Origin of the sequence: Stenotrophomonas rhizophila, assembly GCF_020857975.1 — a bacterium.
Lineage (GTDB): Bacteria > Pseudomonadota > Gammaproteobacteria > Xanthomonadales > Xanthomonadaceae > Stenotrophomonas > Stenotrophomonas rhizophila_C.
On sequence record NZ_JACWUO010000003.1, the window covers coordinates 97,741 to 120,704 of the forward strand.

Annotated in this window: 13 protein-coding genes; all 13 read right to left on the reverse strand. The window is 70.7% G+C overall.

Features of this window, described 5'->3' with window-relative positions; translation table 11 throughout:
• Window positions 1-3: 3 nt before the first annotated feature.
• The 13 genes from IC535_RS04260 to purL all read right to left on the reverse strand — a co-directional run bounded on the left by IC535_RS04260 (window position 4) and on the right by purL (window position 22,651).
• The gene (locus tag IC535_RS04260) at window positions 4-789 is read right to left on the reverse strand and encodes a general secretion pathway protein GspN (RefSeq protein ID WP_228885671.1); all 786 of its coding nucleotides are present in this window, start codon (window positions 787-789) and stop codon (window positions 4-6) included.
• Window positions 779-1,579, reverse strand: coding sequence for a type II secretion system protein GspM (gene gspM / locus IC535_RS04265; RefSeq protein ID WP_228885672.1), 801 nt, complete (start codon window positions 1,577-1,579; stop codon window positions 779-781). Before gspM ends, IC535_RS04260 begins: the two co-directional genes overlap by 11 nt.
• Window positions 1,554-2,711: a PilN domain-containing protein gene (locus tag IC535_RS04270; protein WP_228885673.1), complete on the reverse strand. Its 1,158-nt coding sequence runs from the start codon at window positions 2,709-2,711 to the stop codon at window positions 1,554-1,556. Before IC535_RS04270 ends, gspM begins: the two co-directional genes overlap by 26 nt.
• Window positions 2,708-3,571 (reverse strand): general secretion pathway protein GspK, encoded by an 864-nt coding sequence (locus IC535_RS04275; protein WP_228885674.1) that lies wholly within the window; start codon window positions 3,569-3,571, stop codon window positions 2,708-2,710. The genes IC535_RS04270 and IC535_RS04275 overlap by 4 nt, the downstream gene beginning before the upstream one ends.
• Window positions 3,568-4,218: a prepilin-type N-terminal cleavage/methylation domain-containing protein gene (locus IC535_RS04280; RefSeq protein WP_228885675.1), complete on the reverse strand. Its 651-nt coding sequence runs from the start codon at window positions 4,216-4,218 to the stop codon at window positions 3,568-3,570. The genes IC535_RS04275 and IC535_RS04280 overlap by 4 nt, the downstream gene beginning before the upstream one ends.
• The gene (gene xpsI / locus IC535_RS04285; protein WP_228885676.1) at window positions 4,215-4,643 is read right to left on the reverse strand and encodes a type II secretion system protein XpsI; all 429 of its coding nucleotides are present in this window, start codon (window positions 4,641-4,643) and stop codon (window positions 4,215-4,217) included. Before xpsI ends, IC535_RS04280 begins: the two co-directional genes overlap by 4 nt.
• A complete protein-coding gene (gene xpsH / locus IC535_RS04290; protein ID WP_429000366.1) occupies window positions 4,640-5,059 on the reverse strand; it encodes a type II secretion system protein XpsH in 420 nt (139 codons plus the stop codon). Before xpsH ends, xpsI begins: the two co-directional genes overlap by 4 nt.
• A gap of 84 nt (window positions 5,060-5,143) precedes the next feature.
• Window positions 5,144-5,578: a type II secretion system major pseudopilin GspG gene (gene gspG, locus IC535_RS04295; RefSeq protein WP_228885678.1), complete on the reverse strand. Its 435-nt coding sequence runs from the start codon at window positions 5,576-5,578 to the stop codon at window positions 5,144-5,146.
• Window positions 5,579-5,622: 44 nt separating this feature from the next.
• Window positions 5,623-6,843 carry a type II secretion system protein XpsF gene (xpsF, locus tag IC535_RS04300; protein WP_228885679.1) on the reverse strand — a complete coding sequence of 407 codons (1,221 nt, stop codon included), beginning with the start codon at window positions 6,841-6,843 and terminating at the stop codon, window positions 5,623-5,625.
• A 37-nt stretch (window positions 6,844-6,880) separates the two neighbouring features.
• Entirely contained in the window at window positions 6,881-8,608 is a 1,728-nt protein-coding gene (gspE, locus tag IC535_RS04305; RefSeq protein ID WP_228885680.1) for a type II secretion system ATPase GspE, read from the reverse strand.
• A 123-nt stretch (window positions 8,609-8,731) separates the two neighbouring features.
• Window positions 8,732-10,585 carry a S8 family peptidase gene (locus IC535_RS04310; RefSeq protein WP_228885681.1) on the reverse strand — a complete coding sequence of 618 codons (1,854 nt, stop codon included), beginning with the start codon at window positions 10,583-10,585 and terminating at the stop codon, window positions 8,732-8,734.
• 157 nt (window positions 10,586-10,742) lie between these two features.
• Window positions 10,743-18,317: an ESPR-type extended signal peptide-containing protein gene (locus IC535_RS04315; protein ID WP_228885682.1), complete on the reverse strand. Its 7,575-nt coding sequence runs from the start codon at window positions 18,315-18,317 to the stop codon at window positions 10,743-10,745.
• Between the two features lie 449 nt (window positions 18,318-18,766).
• Window positions 18,767-22,651 (reverse strand): phosphoribosylformylglycinamidine synthase, encoded by a 3,885-nt coding sequence (gene purL, locus IC535_RS04320; protein ID WP_228885683.1) that lies wholly within the window; start codon window positions 22,649-22,651, stop codon window positions 18,767-18,769.
• Window positions 22,652-22,964 lie beyond the last annotated feature (313 nt).

Below are 22,964 nucleotides of genomic sequence, written 5' to 3' on the forward strand. Positions count from 1 at the left end.
ACTCTAGTTGTTTTTGCCGGAGCCGCCCGCGGGCGGTTGCTGCGACGGTTGCTGCTGTTGTTGCAGCTGCTGGCGGCGCGCCTGGATGCGCGCGCGGATGGCTTGCATCTGCTCGTCACTGGGGCCCTGGGCCGGGGCGGCCGGCGCCGCTGCGGGCGCAGGGCCGGCCGTGGCCATCGGTGGAGGAGTAGGCCGCGCGGCGGCCGGGGCGGGAACCGGCGGCGGCGGCGGCGCCACACCGGCGCCGGCCGGCGGTACCCGCGGGCCATTGGCGGTGTTGACCAGCACCGTCGGCGGCTCGCCGCCCTGCCCGTTGAATACGTTCAACGCCAGGGTCTGGGTGCCGCCCGGGCCGCTGACCGTGGCGCTGCGCGGTGCCAGCGACAGCAGCTGCCAGCCGTTGACCGGCTCGCCATTGAGGCGCAGCCGCAGCGACTGCTTCTGGTCGGTGGTCAGGATCGCCATGCCGAACTCGCCGGTGAGCAGCACCCCGGTCAGGCTGACCGTGCTCGATGCGCCCGGCTCGCTGCCGCCCAGCAGGTACGGGCGCGGCTTGCGGTCTTCGGCGAACAACGGGCGCGCGCCGATCTCGGCATAGGCCTGGGCCGAGGCGATGCGTTCCGGTGCGGCCGGCGCCAGTACCGGCAGCGCCGCCACGCCGCGCGCGGTGCCGTCGGCGGCGGCGATCCGCCCGCCCAGCCCGAACAGGCTGGCCACCCAGATCGCGGCCGCCCACAGCACCACCACGCCCAGCCAGCCGCTGCGCAACGAGGCCAGTTCAATCTTCATGGCTGTCCTCCTCCCCGCCGCCGGCCGCGTCGGTGGCGGCGTCGGCGGCAGCATCGGCGGCGCGCGAGGCGTCGTCGTGGGTGGCCTGCGGGTCCGCCGGCACCGCCATCGCCGCGGCCGGGGCAAGCCCGGTGCCGGCCGGGGGGACCGGCGCGGCCAGGCCGGCCGGCGCCGCCGCGCTGGCGGCGTTGCCGTCGGCCAGTGCATCCGGCTGCAGGTACCCCACCAGTTCGAAGGACACATCCAGCCCGGTGCCGGCTTCATTGGGCGATTGCTGGAAACGCTGCGCCAACAGGTTGAGATTGCCCACCAGCAGCCGTGGGCTGCCGGTTTCCAGGGTATGCAGCACCGCGGCCATTTCCGGCACGCCACAGCGCAGCCGCACCTGCAACGCCACCCGCGGGAACGCCGCATCGGCGCGGGTGTCCTGCAGTGGCGAGCGGTTGCTGATCACGCAGCTGCGGTTGCCCGGGCTGGCCGAGGCGACCGCGTCCTGCAGGCGCGAGGACAATGCGGCGGCGGCCGATTCGGCGGTGGCTTCGCGCAGGAAGCCGGGGCGCTCGGCCAGGGCGCTGCGCACCTGCTGCAAGGCCTGTGCGACCTGGCCGCGCTGCTGCAGCTGGGCCTGCACGCGTTGCTGGCGCTCCTGCAAGGTGGCGATGTCGGCATTGATCGCCTGCAGCGGCACGGTGAACCAGGGGTGCACCAGCACCAGGTAGGCCGCGGCGATCACCGCCAGCAGCAGCGCCAGCGCCAGCCAGCGGTCACGGCGTGTGGTCGGCACTGCCATCGGCAACCTCCGTGGCAGGCGTGGTGGTGGCCGGTGCGCCGGGCAGCGGCTGCAGTTCGGCGGTGAGGGTGAAGCGGTCGCGGCCACTGGCGCCGCCGTCGGCCTGCAGCACGCCGGTCAGGTTGACCTTGCGCCACAGCGGCGAGTCCTGCAGCAGCGGCACCAGTTGCGCGGCTTCGCGGCTGAGCCCGATCAACTGCAGGGTGTTGCCCTCGACCGAGAGTTTTTCCAGGTAGGTGCCGTCGGGCAGCAGGCGGGTCAGTTCGTTCCACAGCTCCACGGTGCTGGCATGCGCGCCGCGCTGCTGTTCGAGGAAGGCCGCGCCGTCGACCAGGTTCTGCAGCTGCTGGCGTTGTGCGGCCACCGTGCGCGCCTGGCGCGCGGCGGCATCGACCTGCGCGCGCAACGCATCGGCGGCGGCCTGGCGGTTGGCCAGGATCTGCTGGCCGGCCAGCGCCAGCAGCACCAGCGCCGCGGCAGCCAGGATCAGGTTCCAGCGCCGCATCGGATCGCGCGTGGTCTGGCGCTGCTCGGCCGGCAGCAGGTTCACGCCCAGCGGTTGGCCATCGGCGTCGGCCATGTCCACCCCGGCCAGGCCCTGCGCCCAGGGACCGACCTGCCCGGCCCACTGTTCCAGCGCCAGCCGCGGCATCACCACCAGCTCGACCTGCAGCTGGCCGTCTTCCAGGATGCCCAGTTCGCGCACGTCATAGCTGACCTGCGCCGGCTCGAACGGGGTCTGCCGGTCGATCTCGAATCGGACCACGTCGCGCAGCCGCGTGGCGGCCGCCGCCGGCAGGCGCAGCGGCCGGCGCAGGGCCGCGCCCGGCGGCAGCAGCCAATGCCGCGGCAAGGTCCGCAGGCGGGCATCCAGCCGTTGTTCCAACGCCTGCGGGGTTTGCGGCCAGGGCAGTTCGAGCACGGCATCGCAGCGCGAGCCGGTTTCGCGCTGCACCACCAGGCGGTCGCCGTCGTGCTGCAGCAGCAGCCGCGAACGCGACCAGCCCAGCGCCCATTGCCAGCGTTCGGGCAACCAGGCCAGCAGCGAACGCCGCCACCAGCGCAGCCCGTTGCCCACGCCCGGCGCCATCTGTTCCCGCGCCCGCACCAGACTGTCCCGCCATGCCGTCATCGTGCTGCCATTCCCTGTTCCCAGCGAAGTACTGTGTAAGTCGTCCCCGGCGTGCCCGCCGTACCCATCCGCACCACGCCACGCAGGACCGACACGCGGCCGCGCGCATCCATTGCGCGGCTCTCGATACTATAGGTGCCGCTGCCGCTGGCAAGCGTTGGGCCGGTCACGTTTTCGTCTTCGCCGCTGCCGGCCTGTTCGCGCTGGGCAAGCAGCGCCTCGGCATCCAGCCCCAGCGCGGTCAGTACCGGGCCGGCGGCAAAGCGCGGATCGGGGCGCGGCTGTCGACTGTACAGGGTCAGCATCGGCTCCAGCTGTTCATACAGGGCATTGTCCATGCCGAGCACGCGCTGCAGTTCGCCCAGCGTTTCAAAGCGGTTGTTGCGCGGGCCATACGGCAGGCCGGCGGCGAGATAGCCGGGCAGTTCGGCGCCACCGCCGGGCTGGGTCAGGCTGTCGGCATCGCGCCAGTCCACGATCGCCCCGGCCAGCTGCGTGGCGCGCTCGGGCGGCTGGCCCATGGCACGCAGGAACGCGGCCAGCAGGGTGGCATCGGCCAGGTTGAGATTGATCTTGCCGTTCTCATCGATGATCCGCAGGTCGATCCGGCGCGCGTCGAACTGCCAGCGGTAGCGGCGCCCGTCGGCCAGCCAGGGCGGGCGCGTGGCGCTGGGCTGCAGCCGGTACAACGCATATTCCAGGCCGGCGCGGGCATGTTCCTGGCCGATCGCATCATCGCCGGTGACGCGCTGCTGCATGTGTTCGATGCGCGCGCTCAACGCGAACGCACCCACCACCGCGGTCAACAGCGCGATCAACCACAACACCAGCACCAGCGCCGCGCCACGGGAACGGTTCATCGCTGCAACCCGCGCGTCTGGCCCTGCGCCTGGGCCAGCGCGGCCACCATCGGCGGCCACGGCGGGCCCTGGCGCGGGGTGACGCTGATCCAGACCAGGCTCGGCAGGCGCCGGGTATCTTCCCAGCGGTCCTGCCAGTCGCCCAGTTTGCCGTTGCGCGGGTCGATGCCACGGTACTGGAAGCGCACCGCGCGCAACCCATCGGCCAGTACCTCCGGGGCGCGCGGCGGGTCTTCCGGGATCTGTTCGCCGTTCTGCACCAGGGTCAGCGCCAGTTCCAGCCGCTGCGCATCGCCGCTGCCGCGGACCTGCAGGTCATGCACATAGGGGCCGCCACGGCCGAGATAGCCGGGCAGGTCCGAGACGAACAGCAGCTGCTGCGGCTGGCCCAGGAAGTACACCGGTTCGCGGGTCGGGTCCGGTGGCGTGGTCGCGGTCGGCATGGCCATGGTCAAACGCCGGCGCAGGAAGCCTTCGACCGCACGCATGCGTTCGTTGTGCGCCGCCATCCGCTCGCCGCGCTGGGTGATCGCCAAGGCCGAACGCACCGTGGCAAACGCCAGCGCCAGGCCACCGACCAGCAGGGCGGTGGCCAGCAGCACTTCGATCAGGGTGAAGCCGCGCGGCCCGCGCACCGGCCAGCTCATCGCAGCGTGCCCGCGTTGGCCGGCAACAGGCGCAGGCTGCGCCACTGCAGGCGCTGGGCGTCGGCCTGGCCCCACCACACCTGCAGGGTCAGTTGCGCCAGCACCGGACCGGCCACGGTGTCGGCGGCGGCCAGCGCGCCGGCACCGGCATCGGCGCGGGCGTCCGCATATGGCTCCACCTGCAGCCGCCAGTGGTAGCGGCCCTCTTCCCATTGCCCGCTGCGTTCGCCCTGCTGCAACGGTTCGATCACCCCGGTGGTGGCCAGCAGCGACTGGGCATGCAGCACCGCGCGGCTGCGCAGTTCGGCCTGCCCGACCTGGCGCGAGGCACCGGACAGGCTGCCCAGCAGCAGGGTCAGGGCCAGCGCCAGCAGCGCGAAGGCCACGATCACCTCCAGCAGCGAGTAACCGCGCTGACGCTTCATCGGTCGCTCCGCGACTGGCCCGAGCGCACTTCGCCAGTGATCCAGCCGACGTCGATCTTCCAGACCGCATCGCGCACCTGCAATTGGATGCCACCGCCACTGGAGGCGCCATCGGGGTAGAACGCGATGGCGCCCTGGCCGGGCGCGACCGCCACTTCGCGGGCACCGCGGAAGCGCACCTCCAGCGCGGCCGGCAAGCTGCCGTGGCGGCCGTTGGGCGCCTGCCAGGTGCGTGCCTGCGGATCGATCAGGAACCGCTGGCGCTCACCAGTGGCGATGGCCTGGGTGCGGGTATAGCGCAGCTGGCTGGCCAGTTCCTTGCCGGCCGTACGCAGGCGCAGGCCGTCGATACCGCCGTTCATCGCCGCGGCGGTGACCACCCCGACGATGGCGATCAGCGCCACCACCAGCAGCATTTCCAGCAGCGACATCCCGCGCGCGCCCGGAGGCGCGCGGTAGGGCCGGAGCCTGCGCGGGGATGCGGAACGGGCCAAGGGCGCTTACTCGTACTTGATGTCCGCGTCGTAGCTGCTGCCGCCGACCTTGCCGTCCTTGCCGAGGCTGATCAGGTCGAACGGCTGGCCCTCGCCGGGCACGCGGTATTCCAGCGCATTGCCCCACGGATCGTTGAGTTCGGCCGGCTTGGCGTAGGGCCCCAGCCAGCCGCTGCTGCCGCCGGGCTGGGTGACCAGGTCGTCGAGCTTGGCCGGCAGCTTGCCGGTGTCCAGCTGGTAGTTCTCGACCTTGCCGGCCACGGTCTGGATCTGCGACTTGGCGATGTTGGCCTTGCCGCGGTCGGCGCCGCCGAGCACGCGGCTGCCGACCAGGGTCAGCACCGCGCCGATCAGCACGATCACGATGATGATTTCCAGCAGGCTCATGCCCGACTGGTGGCGCGGCGAAGCGAAACGGGTGAGCTTGCGGCGGTGGGTCATGTGGGCTCCTTGCAGGGCATCGGGTTGTAGTTCACCACGGCCGGTCAGCCGATGGCATTGGTCAGGTCGTACAACGGCACCAGCACCGCCACGATCACCAGGCCGACCACCGAGGCCAGTACCAGGGTGATCACCGGCACCAGCGCCGACAGCAGGCGGTCGATCGCGCGTGCGCTTTCCTGTTCGAAGGTATCGGCGGTCTTGAGCAGCATGGTGTCCAGCGCACCGGACTCCTCGCCGACCTGGATCATCTGCAGCGCCAGCCGCGGGAACCGCTTGCCGCGTGCCAGCGACACCGACAGGCCGTTGCCGTTCTTGACCTCGTCGCTGGCGGTATCCACATCGGCGGCCAGCGCGCGGTTGCCGAGCACATTGCGGGCGATGCCCAGCCCGGCCAGCAGCGGCACGCCATTGCGCAGCAGCGTGCCCAGGGTGCGCGCCAGCCGCGCGGTTTCCAGCTTGGCCAGCAGCGCGCCGATGCCCCTGCGCTGCAGCAGCCAGCCATCCATCGCCAGGCGGAACGCCGGCTGGCGCAGCTTGCGCTCCAGCACCAGGGCGGCCAGCGCCGGCACCACGATGAAGGCCAGCCAGCCATCGCGCACCACCAGCCCGGCGCTGAGCACCCACTGGGTGAACCACGGCAATGCCACATCCAGGCTTTCGTACATCAGCGCGAACTGCGGCACCACGTAGCCGAGCAGGAACAGCAGCGCCCCGCCGACCACCGCCAGCAGGATCGCTGGGTAGATCAACGCGTTGATCACCCGGCCCTTGAGTTCGGCGCTGCGCTCCAGGTAGTCCGACAACCGCTGCAGGGTGTCGTGCAGGCTGCCACCGGCCTCGCCGGCGCGCACCATGTTGACGTACAGGCGCGAGAACAGCCCATGCTGGCGCTCCAGCGCCGAGGACAACGCCGCGCCGCCGCGCACCACATCGCGGATGTCGGTGATCACCCGTCGGCTGCGCTCGTCCTCGGGCAGTTCCAGCAGGATGCTCAGCGCGCGGTCCAGCGGTTGCCCGGCGCCGAGCAGGGTGGCCAGCTGCTGGGTGAACTGCAGCAGTGCGGCGCCATCGAACGGATTGCGCCGCAGCAGCGCCGCCCACGAGGTGGCGCTGGCCACGCCCTCGCTGGCCAGCCGCGCCTCCATCGGCAGGTGGCCCTGGTCCTGCAGGCGCGCGACCACCTCTGCTTCGCTGGCAGCCTCCATCTGGCCGTCGAACAGCTCGCCGTGCGCGTTCAATGCCTTGTAGCGGTACTGCGCCATGCTCAGCGGCCGCCCTGCCGGATGTGTCCACCGCGCATCAGGATTCCTCCGTCACGCGCAGCACTTCCTCGATCGTGGTCAGGCCCAGCAACGCCTTGGACAGGCCGTCCTCGTACATGGTGCGCATACCGGCCGCGCGTGCCAGCTGTTCGATCTCGCCCATGCCGGCGCGGCGCATCACCGCACCGCGCAGCGCATCGTTCATCACCAGGAATTCCATGATGGTGGTGCGGCCGTGGTACCCGGTGGGCGCCAGCGCCGAGGGCTGGGCGCGGTACAGGAAGATCTCGCCATCGGGCTGCAGCCGGCGCAGGCCGAATTTCTCGATCTGTTCGGGCGAGGCCGGGTAGCGCAGCGCATGCTGCGGCTCCAGCCGGCGCACCAGGCGCTGGGCCAGGATGCCGTTGATGGTGGAGGTCAGCAGGTAGTCTTCCACGCCCATGTCGAGCAGGCGGGTGATGCCACCGGCGGCGTTGTTGGTGTGCAGCGTGGACAGCACCAGGTGGCCGGTCAGCGCGGACTGGATGGCGATGCGCGCCGTTTCCAGGTCGCGCATTTCGCCGATCATGATGATGTCCGGGTCCTGGCGCACGATGCTGCGCAGCGCATTGGCGAAATCCAGCCCGATCTGCGGCTTGGCCTGGATCTGGTTGATGCCTTCGATCTGGTATTCGACCGGGTCTTCGACGGTGATGATCTTGACGTCGGCGGTGTTGAGCTGGCTCAGCGCGGTGTACAGCGTGGTGGTCTTGCCCGAACCGGTCGGGCCGGTCACCAGCAGGATCCCGTGCGGCTGCTCCAGCACCCGGCGGAACTGCGGCAGGAAGGCATCGGTGAAGCCCAGGCGGTGGAAATCGAATACCACCGTGTCGCGGTCGAGCAGGCGCATCACCACGCTTTCGCCGTGCGCGGTGGGCACCGTGCTTACCCGCAGGTCCAGCTCCTTGCCCTGCACGCGCAGCATGATCCGGCCATCCTGCGGCAGGCGGCGCTCGGCGATGTTGAGCCGGGCCATGATCTTGACCCGGCTGATCACCGCCGCGGTCAGGTTGGCCGGCGGGCTCTCGCCCTCGATCAACACGCCATCGACGCGGTAGCGCACCTTGAGCCGGTTCTCGAACGGTTCGATGTGGATGTCCGAGGCGCGCAGTTCAAACGCACGCTGGATCACCAGGTTGACCAGGCGGATCACCGGCGCTTCGGAGGCCAGGTCGCGCAGGTGTTCGATATCGTCGATCACCGCGCCCTCGCCGTCGGCGGTTTCGATGATCGCGCCCATCGCGCTGCGGCCCTGGCCATACCAGCGTTCGATCAGGTCGTCGATTTCCGAACGCAGGCCGACCTGCAGGCGCACCGGCGTGCCCATCGCCAGGCTCACCGCCTGCGCCGCATACGGGTCGTGTGGATCGCTGACCCACAGCTGCAGCACGCCATCGTGCAGGGCCAACGGGCAGACATGGAATTGTTTGAGGAAACGCAGCGACAGCGGCAACGCATCGAGCAGCGATTCGGGTGGCGCTTCGGCCACGGACTTGGCCTCCAGCAGCGGCAGGCCCAGCACCTCGGCGCTGGTCTGGGCATGGTCGCGCTCGGACACCAGGCCCAGGCGCACCAGCAACTGCAGCAGGCTGCCGCCGGCCTGGCGGTGCAACGGGCGCGCGCGCCCCAGGTCGCCGTCCTTCAGGCGTCCGTTGCGCAGCAATACCTCGACGATGCGGGTTTCCGCGTCGGATTCTGCAGTGGGATCGTGGGTTACCGCGTTCACGAAGCTCTCCTGGCGACCCCGCGACTTTAGCAGTTCGCCGCGACGCCAGACGCGCCGGGCCACGTGCCGATGAAAAAACGGGAGCCCGTCACAAGACGGGCTCCCGCAGCCACACACGCAGTATTACTGGTTGGCGAGGATGCTCACGCCGCTGAACGCGGACTCGCCGACCAGCTTGATGTAGTACGTCCCGGTGACCGGCGCGTTGAAGCGTACGGTTTCGCTGTTGCCCGGGCGGGTCGACTTGGCGTCGTACACGGTGGCGGTCGGCTCCTTGCCCTGGCTGACGTACAGCGACACGTTGCCGCTGCCGCCGTAGGTGATCAGGCTGAGCTTCTTGCCGGCCTGCGCGTCGAAGCTGTACAGCGCTTCGCTGCCGCCGGCGCCGCTGAGACCGGTCACCGCTACCTTGTTGGTCAACGGCGTCGCGGTCGGACCGCAGTTCTCGGTGCACTCTTCTTCCAGTGCCTTGTCCAGCGCGGCCTTGGCATTGACGATGCCGGTCCCGATCGGGGTGGCAGCCGGAATGGTGACCGGGAAGGTGCGTGCGGTCTGCTTGAGCAGGGTCTCCAGCTGTGCCGGGGTCAGCGGGTCCTTGCCGGCCGCCGCCAGCGCGCCCTGCACCAGGGCCGCCACCGCCGCCACGTGCGGTGAGGCCATCGAGGTGCCGCCCATGCCCATGTAGCTGTAAGCACCGGAGGTCGGGGTGGTGGTGCCGTCGTAGCCGGACTGCCAGACGTAGCCGCCCGGGTTGCCGTCCACGCTGCCGCCGCCGCCGGGACCGGACAGATCCACCACCGTACCGAAGTTGGAGTAGGAGGCGATGCCGCCGGTGATGCGGGTAGCGCCGACCGAGACCACGTTCGCGCAGCTTGCCGGACGATAGCCCGACGCATTGGAGGCCTGGTTGCCGGCCGCGACCACCACGATGGTGCCGCGCGACACCGCACCGTTGATCGCGTCCTGGTAGGCTGCATCGCACGCACCGCCGCCGCCCAGGCTCATGTTGATGACTTCGGCTGGATTGGCGTTGGCCGGAATCCCGGCCACGGTGCCACCGGACGCCCAGGTGATGGCGTCGGCGATGTCGGACAGGTAGCCACCGCACTTGCCAAGCACGCGCACCGGCAGCACGCGCGCCTTGTAGGCGACGCCCGCCATGCCCACCCCGTTGTTGGTCGATTCGGCGACGGTGCCGGCCACGTGGGTGCCGTGCCAGGAGCTGTCTTCGGCCAGCGAGCCGGCATAGCACTCGTTGTCGTTCTCGACCCAGTCGCCGTAGTCCAGCGCGCCGGGCACGCGCTCGTCGGTGGCGCGACGCGAGGTTTCCGCATCGCTGATGAAGTCATAGCCGGCCAGCAGGTTGCCGGAGAAGTCCGGGTGCTGCGGCAGGATGCCGGTGTCGAGCACGGCTACCACCACGCCCTCACCCTGGGCGACGTCCCACGCGGCCGGAGCGTTGATGCCGCCGGTGGCGCTGTGGAGGTGCCACTGGTACTGCGCGTAGTACGGATCGTTGGGCACCAGCTGCGGGGTCGCTTCGCGCGGGCGGACGTCCACGCGCTGCAGCTTGACGTCCGCTTCGGCGTACTGGACCGACGGATCGGCCTTGATTTCCTTCAGCACCTTCTGCAGCTCGACGGCACTGAGGCGGCCCTGCAGGCGGATCAGGTCGGCACCGGTGCCGAGCTTGCGCACGTGCTGCGGGCTTGCGGCGGCCGCGCGGCCGGCGGCGCCACCCAGGCTGGCACGCGCCACCGCCGACTGCACCGCGGCCAGCTTGGCCGACCGGTCGGTGGACGCGGCGGTGCCGGTGCGGTACTTGACGATGATGCGCTCCACGCCCTGCTGGGCAGCGGCGGACTGGCGAACCGGTTCCTTGACCGGCAGGCCGGCGGCGTAGGCGCTGGCGCCGACGGAGAGCGACAGCACGGCGGCTGCCAGCACGTTGATGCGAAGGTTCTGCTTACTGGTCACGTTGAAATCCTCTTCAAGGTCATGATCAAACGACTGTTCAGGCCAACATTCCATGCGAGTTCCCTGGCCGGCCCTGGCCAGGGTTCCCGTAACCCGCCCCCTCAGGCCTTGCATTGCTTTCAGCGTGGCCCACCAGGCCACGCCTTGCCGCCTGCGCCTACCAGCCGAAACCGGCGCCCACACCCACCGAGCTGTCATCGCTGCTGAACGCACCGCCGATGGTCACCGTGGCGCGCTCGCTGAGCGCGCGCTGGTAGCCCAGCGACAGGGCCGACTCACCGCCCTGGTAGCCGACGCCGACGCCGACCCGGTTCTGGGTGCGCACGCCGGCAGCACTGGTGGCCATGTTGAGCATGGCCGCGCTCATCGCGCCTTGACGGTCGATGCGACGGTCCTGGTGGCGCAGGCGCTGGTCGATCTCGCCCTTGTAGATGTCGAAGCTGTCGGCCATCGCGCCGAAGCGCTGGTCGGTATAGCTGTTGGCGGTGGCGATGCCACCGTCCAGCTGGCCCTTGTTGACCGCATCGGTGGCCTGGGTACCGGCGGCGACGTTGGCGACCTGGCGTTCGTTGCCGACGCTGCCCACCGACACCGTGTCGGCACGGTCGGCGACCGAGCCCTGGCCGAGCGCGACCGAGTTGGCCGCCGATGCGCTGGCCCCCTGCCCGATCGCCGTGGCCGACGCGCCACTGGCCACCGCGCCCTCGCCGCTGGCCAGCGCGTTGATGCCGTTGGCCGGCGCAGGTGCCACCGCCGGTTGCGCGCTGCCGACGCTGGCCACCGTCGGGCTGCCCTGCACGGCGGCTGCGGCGGCCGGAGCGGCGTCCACTACCGTGGCACTGGCCAGGCTGGCCGCCGCCGGTGCCGCGGCAAGCCGCGCCCGCGTTGCGCCACTGCCGCCACTGCCGCCACCGGCCACGCGCTGGTCCAGATCGCTGACCTTGCGGTCCAGCGCGCCCAGCGCATCGCCGACGTTGTTGTAGGTGGCGCCCTGGATCACATAGTTGGGCGCCACGAACACCCCTTGCATGCCGACGCTGGCGCCGCCGCCGAGGAAGCTGGCGGCATCGGACAGCGACTGGAACAGCTGGCCGCCGTTGATCGCCTGGCGGCTGCCCGAGGCGATCGAGCCGCTGCCGACGTTGTCCACGGTGGTGCCCTGCAGGCCGGACAGGGTCAGCCGGTCGCGGCTGCTGTCGTCGTAGGCCAGCGCATTGGCGGTGACGTTCTCCACCGAACCGATCCGGGTATCGATGTCGCCGACCCGGGTCTCCACCGCACCGACGCGCTGGTTGGTGGTGTTGAGCTGGCCGCCGGTAACCGCATCGGTGCTGCCGGCGGCGATGCGGCCGGCGCCGACATTGACGATGCGGCGCGTGGCCGGGCTGTCGCTGCCGTTGCCGCCACCGACCGAGACCACATTGGCCTCGACCGCGCGCGAGCCTGCACCCAACGCCACCGAACCGGCACCGGACACGCCCGCACCGGCACCGATGGCGATGCTGCCGGCGCCATTGCTGGCAAACGCGCCGTTGCCGATCGCCACGCCGTTGACCGCATTGGTCGAGGCCTGCCGGCCCAGCGCGGTGCTGTTGTCGCCGCGCGCGGACGCATCGGCGCCCACCGCGGTGGCGCCGGTGGCCGAGGCGACCGCCGCAGTGCCCAGTGCGCTGCTGCGGGTACCGCTGGCCGCCGCGGCCGAGCCGGCCGCCAGCGCATCGCTGCCGCTGGCGCTGGCCACGCCGCTGCCGCTGGCCTGGAAGTGCTTGCCGAGCGCATCGGCAGTGGCCGCCACGCTGTCCAGCTGCGCCTTGTTGACCGCGTCGTTGGCATTCACCGCCGTGCCCACATTGGTGATGCGACGCGTGGCCGGGCCGGTGCTGCCGTTGCCGCCACCGACCGAGACCACGTTGGCCTCGCTGGTGCGGGCACCGGCGCCGAGCGCGACGCTGCCGGCACCGCTGGCCGACGAACTCTTGCCCAGCGCGGTGGCGTTGATGCCGCTGTAGGCATAGCTGTCCTGGCCGAGCGCGGTGGAACCGGCCGAGGTAGCCCAGGCCAGCTGGCCGACGGCGGTGGTCTGCGCTGCGGTGGCCCAGGCGTTGGAACCGGCGGCCACGCTGTTGGCGCCGCTGGCCTGCGAGGAATAGCCGATCGCGTTGGCGTAGGCACCCGATGCGGTGCTGCCCCAGCCCAGCGCGGAGGCATAGTCGCCGCTGGCCTCGGCGCCGTAGCCGAGCGCGGTGGTGCGCACGCCGCTGGCGGCGCTGAACGCACCGACGGCGGTGCTGTAGTCGCTGCCGGCTTCGGCGCTGTAGCCGAACGCGGCCGACTGCAGCCCGGCCGCGGTGGCGCCGGCCCCGCTGGCGGTGCTGAACACCCCGGTCGCCTGTGCACCTGCACCCAGTGCGGTGGCGCCGGTACCGCTGGCGCTGGTGGCCTTGTCCAGGACCACGTTGCCGTTGGCATCTTCGTAGTACAGCGCGCCGCCGATGGCGGTGGCCGAATCGGCAGTGGCCGATGCATTGAAACCGGATGCCGAGGCATTGCGGCCGGAGGCCAGCGCGCCACTGCCGTAGGCCGACGCACCGGTGCCGAACGCATTGGCCGCTTCACCGGCGGCGGTGGCGTAGGCACCGTCGACGTAGCTGCCGACGTCATCGCCGTTGCCGCTGCCGGAGGCCTTGAACTGGCGGTTGGTCTGCTCGGCCACCTCGGCCACCGCGCTCAACTGGTTGACGTTGACCGCATCGGTGCCCTCGGTGCCGTCGGCGACGTTGGTGATCTGCCGCTGCGCCGTCGCCGTGCCGACCGAGACCGTGTTGTCGCGGTCGGCGGAGGAACCGGCACCCAGCGCGACGCTGTTGACGCCTTCGGCGCTGGCGTTGGCGCCCAGCGCGGTGGTGTTGGCCGCATCGGCCCAGGAATTCCAGCCGATCGCGGTGGCGTAGTCGTCGGTGGCCCATGCGCCGGCACCGAACGCCGCCGCACCGGTACCGCTGGCACGGGCGGGGATCAGGCCAAAGAACGTGGAACCACCGATGGCCACGCTTTCATCGCCGGTGGCTTCACTGGATTCACCCAGTGCCACCGCGCTGGCACCGGAGGCGGTGGCCGAGGTGCCGACTGCGGTGGCCAGCGTGTTGGAGGCGATCGCGCCGTAGCCCAACGCGTTGGACAGGCGACCACTGGCTTCGCTGTAGCTGCCGAACGCGGAGGCGCCGGCGTCGGAGGCACTGCTGCGGAAGCCGTTGGCGGTGGCCTGCTGGCCACTGGCCGCCGATTCGAAGCCATTGGCGGTGGCATAGGCGCCGCTGGCAATGGCACTGCCACCGATGGCGCTGGCACCGATCTCGCTCGCGCTGGCATTGCTGCCCAGTGCCACGCTGTTTTCGCCGCTGGCCTGCGCATTGCTGCCCAGTGCGGCGGCGCCGTCGGCACCGGCCAGGGCGCTGACGCCCACGGCGGTGGCGTTGGCGGCCACGGCCGTGGCCCCGGCACCCAGCGCGGTGGCGCCATCGCCGATCGCGTTGGCCGCTTCGCCTGCGGCCAGCGCGTCATCGCCTTCCACATACGCGCCAGCATCGCTGTTGTCGTTGCCGCTGGCCTGGAAGTACTTGCTGGTGGCTTCGCCTGCGGCAGCCACGGCGTTCAACTGATTGAGATTGACCGCGTCGGTGCCTTCGGTGCCGGCGGCCACGTTGGTGATCTGGCGCTGCGCATCGCCACTGCCGACCGACACGCTGTCATCGCGGTCGGCGATGGAATCGGCACCGAGGGCAACGCTGTTTTCGCCGCTGGAAGTCGCCGCATTGCCCAGGGCGGTGCTGTTCAGGCCCGGCGACCACGCCCCGCCACCGACGGCGGTGGAGTAATTGCCCGAGGCCTCGGTGGCCAGCAGGCCGAACAACGAACCGCCAACGGCCACGCTGTTGGTGCCGGTGGCCAGGCTGCCTTGGCCGGTGGCGGTGCTGTACGCGCCGGTTGCCTCGGCATCGCCGCCGACGGCCACGCTGTTGGAGCCGGTGGCCTGGGCGAAACTGCCCAGCGCGGTGGCATTGAACGCACTGGCCACGGCCAGCCCGCCGATCGCGGTGGTGTAACCGGCGGTGGCCTCGGCGCCGAAACCATAGCCGGACGACAGCGTCCCGCTGACCACGCTTTCAGCGCCCACGGCGGTGGCGCCCTGGCCGCTGGCAGAGCTGTAGTATCCCAGCGCGACCGACTCCTCGCCGGCCGCGTCGGACAGCGCGCCGCCGGCCAGGCTGCCGGCACCGGAAGCGATGCTGGCCGCGCCGGTGGCGGTGCTCTGCTCGCCGGTGGCCTCGCTTTCGGCACCGCTGGCGGTGGCGTATTCGCCGCTGGCCTGCGCATTGGCGCCGACCGCGATCGCATTGGCACCGCTGGCTACTGCATTGAAGCCCAGTGCACTGGCGTTGTCGGCCAGCGCGAAGGCACCGCTGCCCAGCGCGGTGGCGCCGCTGCCGACGGCAAAGCTGGCCGAGCCCACCGCGGTGGCGTAGTCGCCGTCGGTGGCGGCATTGGCACCCGCGGCCACGCTGTCCTCGCCGCCGGCCACGGCCACGCCGTCGCCGCTGGCCTGGAACTGCGCGGTGGCCGCGCCGAGCTGGTCCACGTTCACCGCATCGGTGCCTTCGGTACCGGCGGCCACGTTGGTGACCTGGCGCTGGCGGGTATCGCTGCCAACCGACACCGTGTACGCACGGTCGGCGACCGAACCGGCGCCGAGCGCCACTGCGTTGGACGCACTGGCGTTGCTGCCGGCGCCGATGCCGATCGCGCTTTCACCGCCGGCCACTACGTTGGTGCCGATGGCGATGCTGTTGATGCTGTTGCCCAGTGCCTGGAAGCCGACCGCCACGCTGTTGTCGCCGTAGCCGAAGGCACCGCGGCCGAGCGCGGTGGCGCTGCTGCCACGGGCCCAGCTGTTGTAGCCGATCGAGGTCGAGCCGGGGCCGCTGGCCCAGGCCGACTGGCCTACGGCGGTGCCGTTGGCGGCGGTGGCCCAGGCGCTGGCGCCGTATGCGCTGGCGCCGTCTTCGGTAGCCCACGCATAGGCGCCGGTGGCGGTGGTTTCCTCGCCGCTGGCGAAGGCATTGTCGCCCTGCGCCACGCTGTAATCGCCGGTGGCGCGCGCCTTGTAGCCGGCCGCCAGGCTGTTGTTGCCGGTGGCCTGCGCGCCGCTGCCGAAGGCATTGCTGGTGGTGCCGGTGGCCTGCGCGCCGGCGCCCACCGCCACCGCATCCTGCGCGGCGCTGGTGCCTACCTTCACCGCGTTGCCGTCGGCATCGACCAGCGGCTGGTTGTACTGGTCGTAGGCCTGGCCCAGGCCACCGATGGCGACACTGCCGTTGCCGTTGGCGCTGACGTTGCGGCCGACCGCCACGCTGTCATCGCCGATGGCGTTGGCACCGTTGCCGAGCGCGGCCGCACCGGCGCCCAGCGCGTTGCTGGCTTCGCCGGCGGCCACTGCACCATCGCCGTCGGCGAAGGCGCCGACATCGCTGCCCTCGGCGGCATTGGCCTTGAAGCGGCTGGCAGTGGTGTTGGCCACCTCCGCCACGCCGTCCAGCTGCGCCTTGTTGACCGCGTCGGTGGCTTCGGTGCCGGCGGCGACGTGGGTGATCTGGCGTTCGTTGCCGACATCGCCGACCGATACCGTGTTGGCGCGGGTCGCGGTGGAATTGGCGCCCAGGGCCACGCTGTTGGCGCCGCGCGCGGTGGCATAGAAGCCCACCGCGGTGCTCAGTTCGCCGCTGGCCCAGGTTTCCGCACCGAGCGCGGTGGCGCCCTGGCCCGGTGCGTAGGCGAAGTAGCCCACGGCAGTGGCTTCGCTGCCCGATGCCTCGGTCAGGGTGCCGTTGGCGGTGGCGTAGTCGCCGCTGGCGATGGCGCCGGCGCCCACCGCCGTGGCCGCTTCGCCGCTGGCCTGGGTCTGAACGAAGAAGCCCAGGCCCGGCAGCAGGTCGGCCGGGCCGCCGATGGCGGTACTGCTGTTGCCGGTGGCCACGCTCTGGGTGCCCACCGCGGTGGCGTAGTCGCCGGTCGCATTGGCGACCGCGCCGAACGCCGAGGACTGCGCGCCGCCGGCATAGGCGCCCACGCCGTAGGACGATGCGGCAAAGCCGGACGCTTCGGCGCTGGCGCCGACCGCGGTGCCGCCGACCCCGGCACTGGTGGCGCCGGTATCCACCGGCACGCCGCCGTTGGTGATCAGCGGGTTGCCGTCGGCATCCACCGCCGCGCCGCCGACCGCCACGCTGCCCGGGCCGGTGGCCTGGGCGTTGTTGCCGAACGCGGCGCTGTTCTGGCCGCTGGCCAGCGCATTGAAGCCGACCGCCGTGGCGTTCTGCGCGTAGGCCGCCGCGCCGCCGCCCAGCGCCGTGGCGCCGTGGCCGATCGCGTTGGACGCTTCGCCGATGGCGGTAGCGTTGTCGCCGTCGGCGACCGCGCCGGCATCGCTGTCGGCGCTGCCGGTGGCCTGGAAGTACTTGCTGGTGGTGGCGGCAACGTCGCCGACCGCATCCAGCTGGGCCTTGTTCACCGCGTCGCCGGCTTCAGTGCCGTCGGCCACGTTGGTGATCTGCCGGCGCAGGCCGGTTTCGCCATTGCCCACCGACACCGTGTCGATGCGATCGGCGTAGGAACCGGCGCCCAGCGCCACGCTGCCCACGGCAACGGCCGCCGAGTTGGAGCCGAGCGCCGCGCTGAAATCGGCCACGGCCACGCTGAACGCGCCGACCGCGATGGACGCTTCACCGCCGCTGCCGGCGCCGCGGCCCAGCGAGGTGCTGCCCGCGCCGATGGCCAATGCGCCGCCACCAATGGCAGTGGCTCCGTCGGCGCTGGCTTCGGCCAGGCCACCGATCGCGGTGGCGGCGCCATTCTCGCTGGCGGCCAGCGCGTGCGCGCCCAGCGCCACATCGCCCAGGCCGAACGCCGCCGCGCTCTGGCCCACCGCGGTGCTGGCGTCGCCGATGGCGAGCGTGTTCTGGCCGAACGCGCTGGCGCCAAGGCCCGCTGCAATGGCCTGGCTGCCGGTGGCCGTGGTGGCGTTGGCCAGTGCCTGGCTGCCCTGCCCCAACGCGGTGGCGGCATCGCCCTCGGCATTGGCGCCGGCGCCGGCGGCCAGCGCGCCGTCACCGTCGATCGTCGCCGCGTCGCTGTCGTTGCCCGCGCCATCGGCCTTGAAATAGCGGGTCGCGCCTTCGGCAGCGACCGCAACCTTGTCCAGCTGGGCCTTGTTCACCGCGTCGGTGGCGGCCGTGCCGGCCGCCACGTTGGTGACCTGGCGCTCCTTGCCCGCATCGCCGACCGACACCGTGTTGGCGCGGTTGGCCCGGGAGCCTGCACCGAGTGCCACGCTGTTGGCGGCCGAGGCGGTGCTGTTGCTGCCGATCGCCACCGCGTTGCTGCCCGAGGCGGTGGCATTGCCATCGACCACGCAGCTGTCGATCACGTTGCTGTTGAGCACCACGCAGTTGGCATTACCGCCCACTTCCACCGACTGCGCCTGTGCGACCGGCGCAATGACGGCCGTGCCCAATCCCAACGTCAATGCGATGGCGGCCGACAGCAGCGAAGCGGCGCGCGTGCCGGAGGATCGTCGCTGGTCGATGACCACGCCGGCCGATGCGCTGGTGGCCAGTTCCGAGGCAACAACCATCTGCCCCAGTGCTTTGTTCCAGACCTTGCGATAAATCCGATTCATCGATGCGACTCCTGAGTGGGCTGGTATTGGGCAAAGCGACGCCAACGCCGGACCGCATGGCCCAACGTCCCCTGGGGGCGTTCATTCGCTTGATTTACCGCATTGCGCCGAATGGCTTGCGACAGAGGTGCTGCTGATTCGCCGTCCGTGCGGTTACTGCAGAACTGAATGCATTCCTAATGAGTGAGCAGTGTTAACGCAGCCTGTCGATAACGTCAAGACTTTGACATCCAAAAATGTACGACCGCGATACGCGTCACAAAAACGACGGGAATACCGGTGTTTTCGTTAGCTTCTTGTGAACAAATGGCATAAGCGCAATTCACCTTGTAACGCGCTGTAACTCCTTGCTGCGGATGGTTTTTGCCGATGGCAAAAAAAAACCGCCGGAATCCCCGGCGGTTTCTTCACGCGATTTTCATCGCATCGAACAGGTGGCGTGCTGCCGATCAGCCGCACCATGCGCGGGCGTTGCGGAACATCCGCAGCCACGGGGAATCGCCCTGCCACTCGGCCGGACGCCAGCTCAGGTTGATCGCACGCGGGGTGCGTTCGGGGTGCGGCATCATGATGCTGACCCGGCCATCGGTGCTGGTCAGGCCGGTGATGCCGTCCGGCGAGCCGTTCGGGTTGAGCGGGTACTGGGTGGCCACGTTGCCATCGCCATCCACATAGCGCAGTGCCACGCGTGCGGCGGCCTGGTCCACCGCCGAGGCGAACACTGCCTGGCCTTCACCGTGCGCCACCGCCACCGGCAGGCGCGAACCGGCCATGCCGCGCAGCAGGATCGACGGCGACTCCACCACTTCCAGCAGCGCGGTGCGGGCTTCGAACTGCTCGCTGCGGTTGCGGCGGAACTGCGGCCAGTGCTCGGCACCGGGAATGATGTCCTTGAGCTGGCTCATCATCTGGCAGCCATTGCACACGCCCAGCGCGAAACTGTCCTGGCGGGCGAAGAAGCCGGCGAACGCATCGCGCAGGGCGCTGCGCTCCAGCACCGAGGTGGCCCAGCCGCGACCGGCGCCAAGCACATCGCCATAGCTGAAGCCGCCGCAGGCGACCAGGCCGGTGAAGTCCGACAGTGCCACGCGGCCTTCGATCAGGTCGCTCATATGCACGTCGAACGCACTGAACCCGGCGCGCTCGAACGCATTGGCCATTTCGATCTGGCCGTTGACGCCCTGCTCGCGCAGCACCGCCACGCGCGGACGCGCGCCGGTGTTGATGTACGGCATGGCCACGTCGTCGTTGAGATCGAAGGTCAGCTTGGGCTTCAGGCCCGGCGCATTGAAGTTGCGTGCGATCGCACGCTCCTGGTCGGCGTTGTCCGGGTTGTCGCGCAGCTTCTGCATCGCATGGGTGACCGACCACCAGGCATCGAACAGCGCTTCCCAGCGCCACTCGGCCAGGCTCTCGCCCTGCAGCGACACCCGCACCACCGGTGCGGTGGTCGGGCGGGCGATGCGCTGGGCGCATTCGGTCAATGCGTGGCGCTCGACCAGGTCGGCGAACGCGGCACGATCTTCCCTGGCGATCTGCACCACCGCGCCCAGCTCTTCGTTGAACAGGCTGCGGAACGGATCATCGCCCCAGGCGTCCAGGGCGATGTCCAGGCCCAGCCGCGAGGCGAACGCCATTTCGCACAGCGCGGCAAACGCGCCGCCGTCGCTGCGGTCGTGGTAGGCCAGCAGCAGCCCGGCCTGGCGCGCATCGCGGATCAGTTCGAAGAATGCCCGCAGGCGCTGCGGGTCGTCCAGGTCCGGCACCGCGCCGCCGAAGGCCGGCAACGCGCTGTGGTCGGCATGCACCTGGGCCAGGATCGAGCCGCCCAGGCGCTGCTTGCCGGCGCCCAGGCCGATCAGCCACAACTCGCTGTCGCCCTCGCGCTCGAGCAGCGGGGTCAGCTGGCCGTTGGCATCGGCCACCGGGGCGAACGCGGAGATCACCAGCGACACCGGCGACACCGACTTGTGCGCCTGCCCGGCCGCCTGCCACTGCGCCTGCATCGACAGCGAATCCTTGCCCACCGGAATGCTCAGTTCCAGCTGCGGGCACAGTTCCATGCCCACCGCCCGCACCGCGTCGTACAGCAGCGCGTCTTCGCCGTGGTGGCCGGCCGCGGCCATCCAGTTGGCCGACAGTTTGACCGTCTCCAGCGCATCCACCGGCGCGGCACACAGGTTGGTGATCGCCTCGCCCACCGCCATGCGGGCCGAGGCGGCCGCATCCAGCAGGGCCAGCGGGGTGCGCTCGCCGATCGCCATGGCCTCACCGGCGACGCCGTCGAAACCGGCCAGGGTGATGGCCACGTCGGCCAGCGGCAGCTGCCACGGGCCGATCATCTGTTCGCGTGCGGTGAGCCCGCCGACGCTGCGGTCGCCGATGGTGACCAGGAAGTTCTTGGAGGCCACCGACGGGTGCGCCAGCACGCGCAGGGCGGCTTCATACAGGTCCAGCCCGGCGGTCTTCAGCGCCGGCCAGCGCGGTGCCGGCGGATGCACGGTGTCGCGGTGCATCTTCGGCGCCTTGCCGAACAGCACGTCCATCGGCAGGTCGATCGGGGCATCGGCGGGGATGTTGCCCGGCGTGGCGCCATAGGCGACCACCAGGTGTTCCTCGGCGGTGGCCACGCCGACCGCGGCGAACGGGCAGCGTTCGCGCGCGCACAGCGCGGCGAACTCGGCCAGGCGCGCCTCCGGCACGCCCAGCACATAGCGTTCCTGCGACTCGTTGCACCACAGCTGCATCGGCGACAGCGACGGGTCATCGGCGGGCACCTTGCCCAGGTCGATCACCCCGCCCACGCCGGAATCGTGCAACAGCTCGGGGATGGCATTGGACAAACCGCCGGCGCCGACGTCATGGAACCAGCGGATCGGGTTGTCCAGGCCGAGTGCGACGCAGCGGTCGATCACTTCCTGGCAACGGCGTTCCATTTCCGGGTTGTCGCGCTGCACGCTGGCAAAATCGAGGTCCTCGGCGCTTTCGCCGGAAGCCACCGAACTGGCCGCGCCGCCGCCCAGGCCGATCAGCATCGCCGGGCCGCCGAGCACGATCACCGCATCGCCGGGCTGCAGGCGCAGCTTCTCGACCTGGTTCTGGTCGATCGCGCCCAGGCCGCCGGCGAGCATGATCGGCTTGTCGTAGGCGCGGGTCAGGCCGTCGCCTTCGGGCAGTTCGAAGCTGCGGAAATAGCCCAGCAGGTTGGGGCGGCCGAACTCGTTGTTGAACGCCGCCCCGCCCAGCGGGCCATCGAGCATGATGTCCAGCGCCGGGGCCATGCGCGGGTTCAGCGCGCGCGGCGCTTCCCACGGCTGCGGCAGGGTCGGGATGCGCAGGTGCGACACCGAGAAACCGGTCAGGCCGGCCTTGGGCTTGCCGCCGCGGCCGGTCGCGCCTTCGTCGCGGATCTCACCGCCCGCACCGGTGGCCGCACCGGGGAACGGGGCGATCGCGGTCGGGTGGTTGTGGGTTTCCACCTTGATGCAGAACGCCGAATCGACCGCCGGCTCGCTGCGGTATTGGCCGCTGGCCGGATCGGGGCGATAGCGCGCGGCCGGGAAACCGGCAACCACCGCGGCGTTGTCGCTGTATGCGCTCAACGTGTGCTGCGGAGTCTGCTGGTGGGTGTGCTTGATCATCCGGAACAGCGAGTGCGACTGCTCGGCGCCGTCGATGGTCCAGCTGGCGTTGAAGATCTTGTGCCGGCAATGCTCGGAGTTGGCCTGCGCGAACATCATCAGTTCCACGTCCGACGGCTTGCGGCCCAGTTCGCCGAAGCGCTGGCGCAGGTAGTCGATCTCGTCCTGGGCCATGGCCAGGCCGAGGCGGCTGTTGGCCGCTTCCAGGTCATCCAGCGCGATCCGCTCCAGTTCGCCGCGCGCCGGCGCGCTGAACAGCGCCTGGGCCTGCGCGGTATCGGCCAGCACCGACTGGGTCATCGGATCGTGCAGCGCGCCGATCACCGCTTCCTGCGCGGCGGCATCGGCCGGCCAGCCGGCCAGATCGATGCGCAGGCCGCGTTCGACCCGGCCGATCGGCTGCCCGGCCCCGCGGACCAGCTCGGTGGCCTTGCTCGACCACGGCGACAAGGTGCCCAGGCGGGGGACCACGAAGCGCGAGGTCGCGCCTGCCTCCAACGGCGCCAGCGCCGGCCGGGCTTCCAGGATCCGGCTCAGGATCGCCGGGTCCGGGGCCGCATCACCCTCGGTCTGGATGAAGTAGACATGCCAGGCACCGGTAATGCGCAGATCGGCGGCCAGGGACTGCAGGCGGGATTCAAGACGTTCGCGGCGGAACGGCGAAAGGGCGGATGCGCCCTCGAGGACCATCATGTCCGGGGAACCGTGGTTGGAGACGGGGCCGGCTATTGTACCCAAGTCCACCGCCGCGACCTGCTCCGCAGGGTCGTCCGGCGCCCCCGGGGCCTGCACAAACCTTTAACTGGCTCACAGTTGGAACCATCGACTGGTTCACAGATTGGCGCCGGGCTTCATGACAACGTTATCACCGCCCGGCCCGGGGGATCCCCTGGCCGGTCCCGCGTCCGCCCCCACTGCTGTCGCCGGCCTCTCTCACCGGCATCCGGACCTGCTGCACGCGAGCCGCCATGTCGGCGGCCCGCGCCCATGACCAGATCGGAGAAAG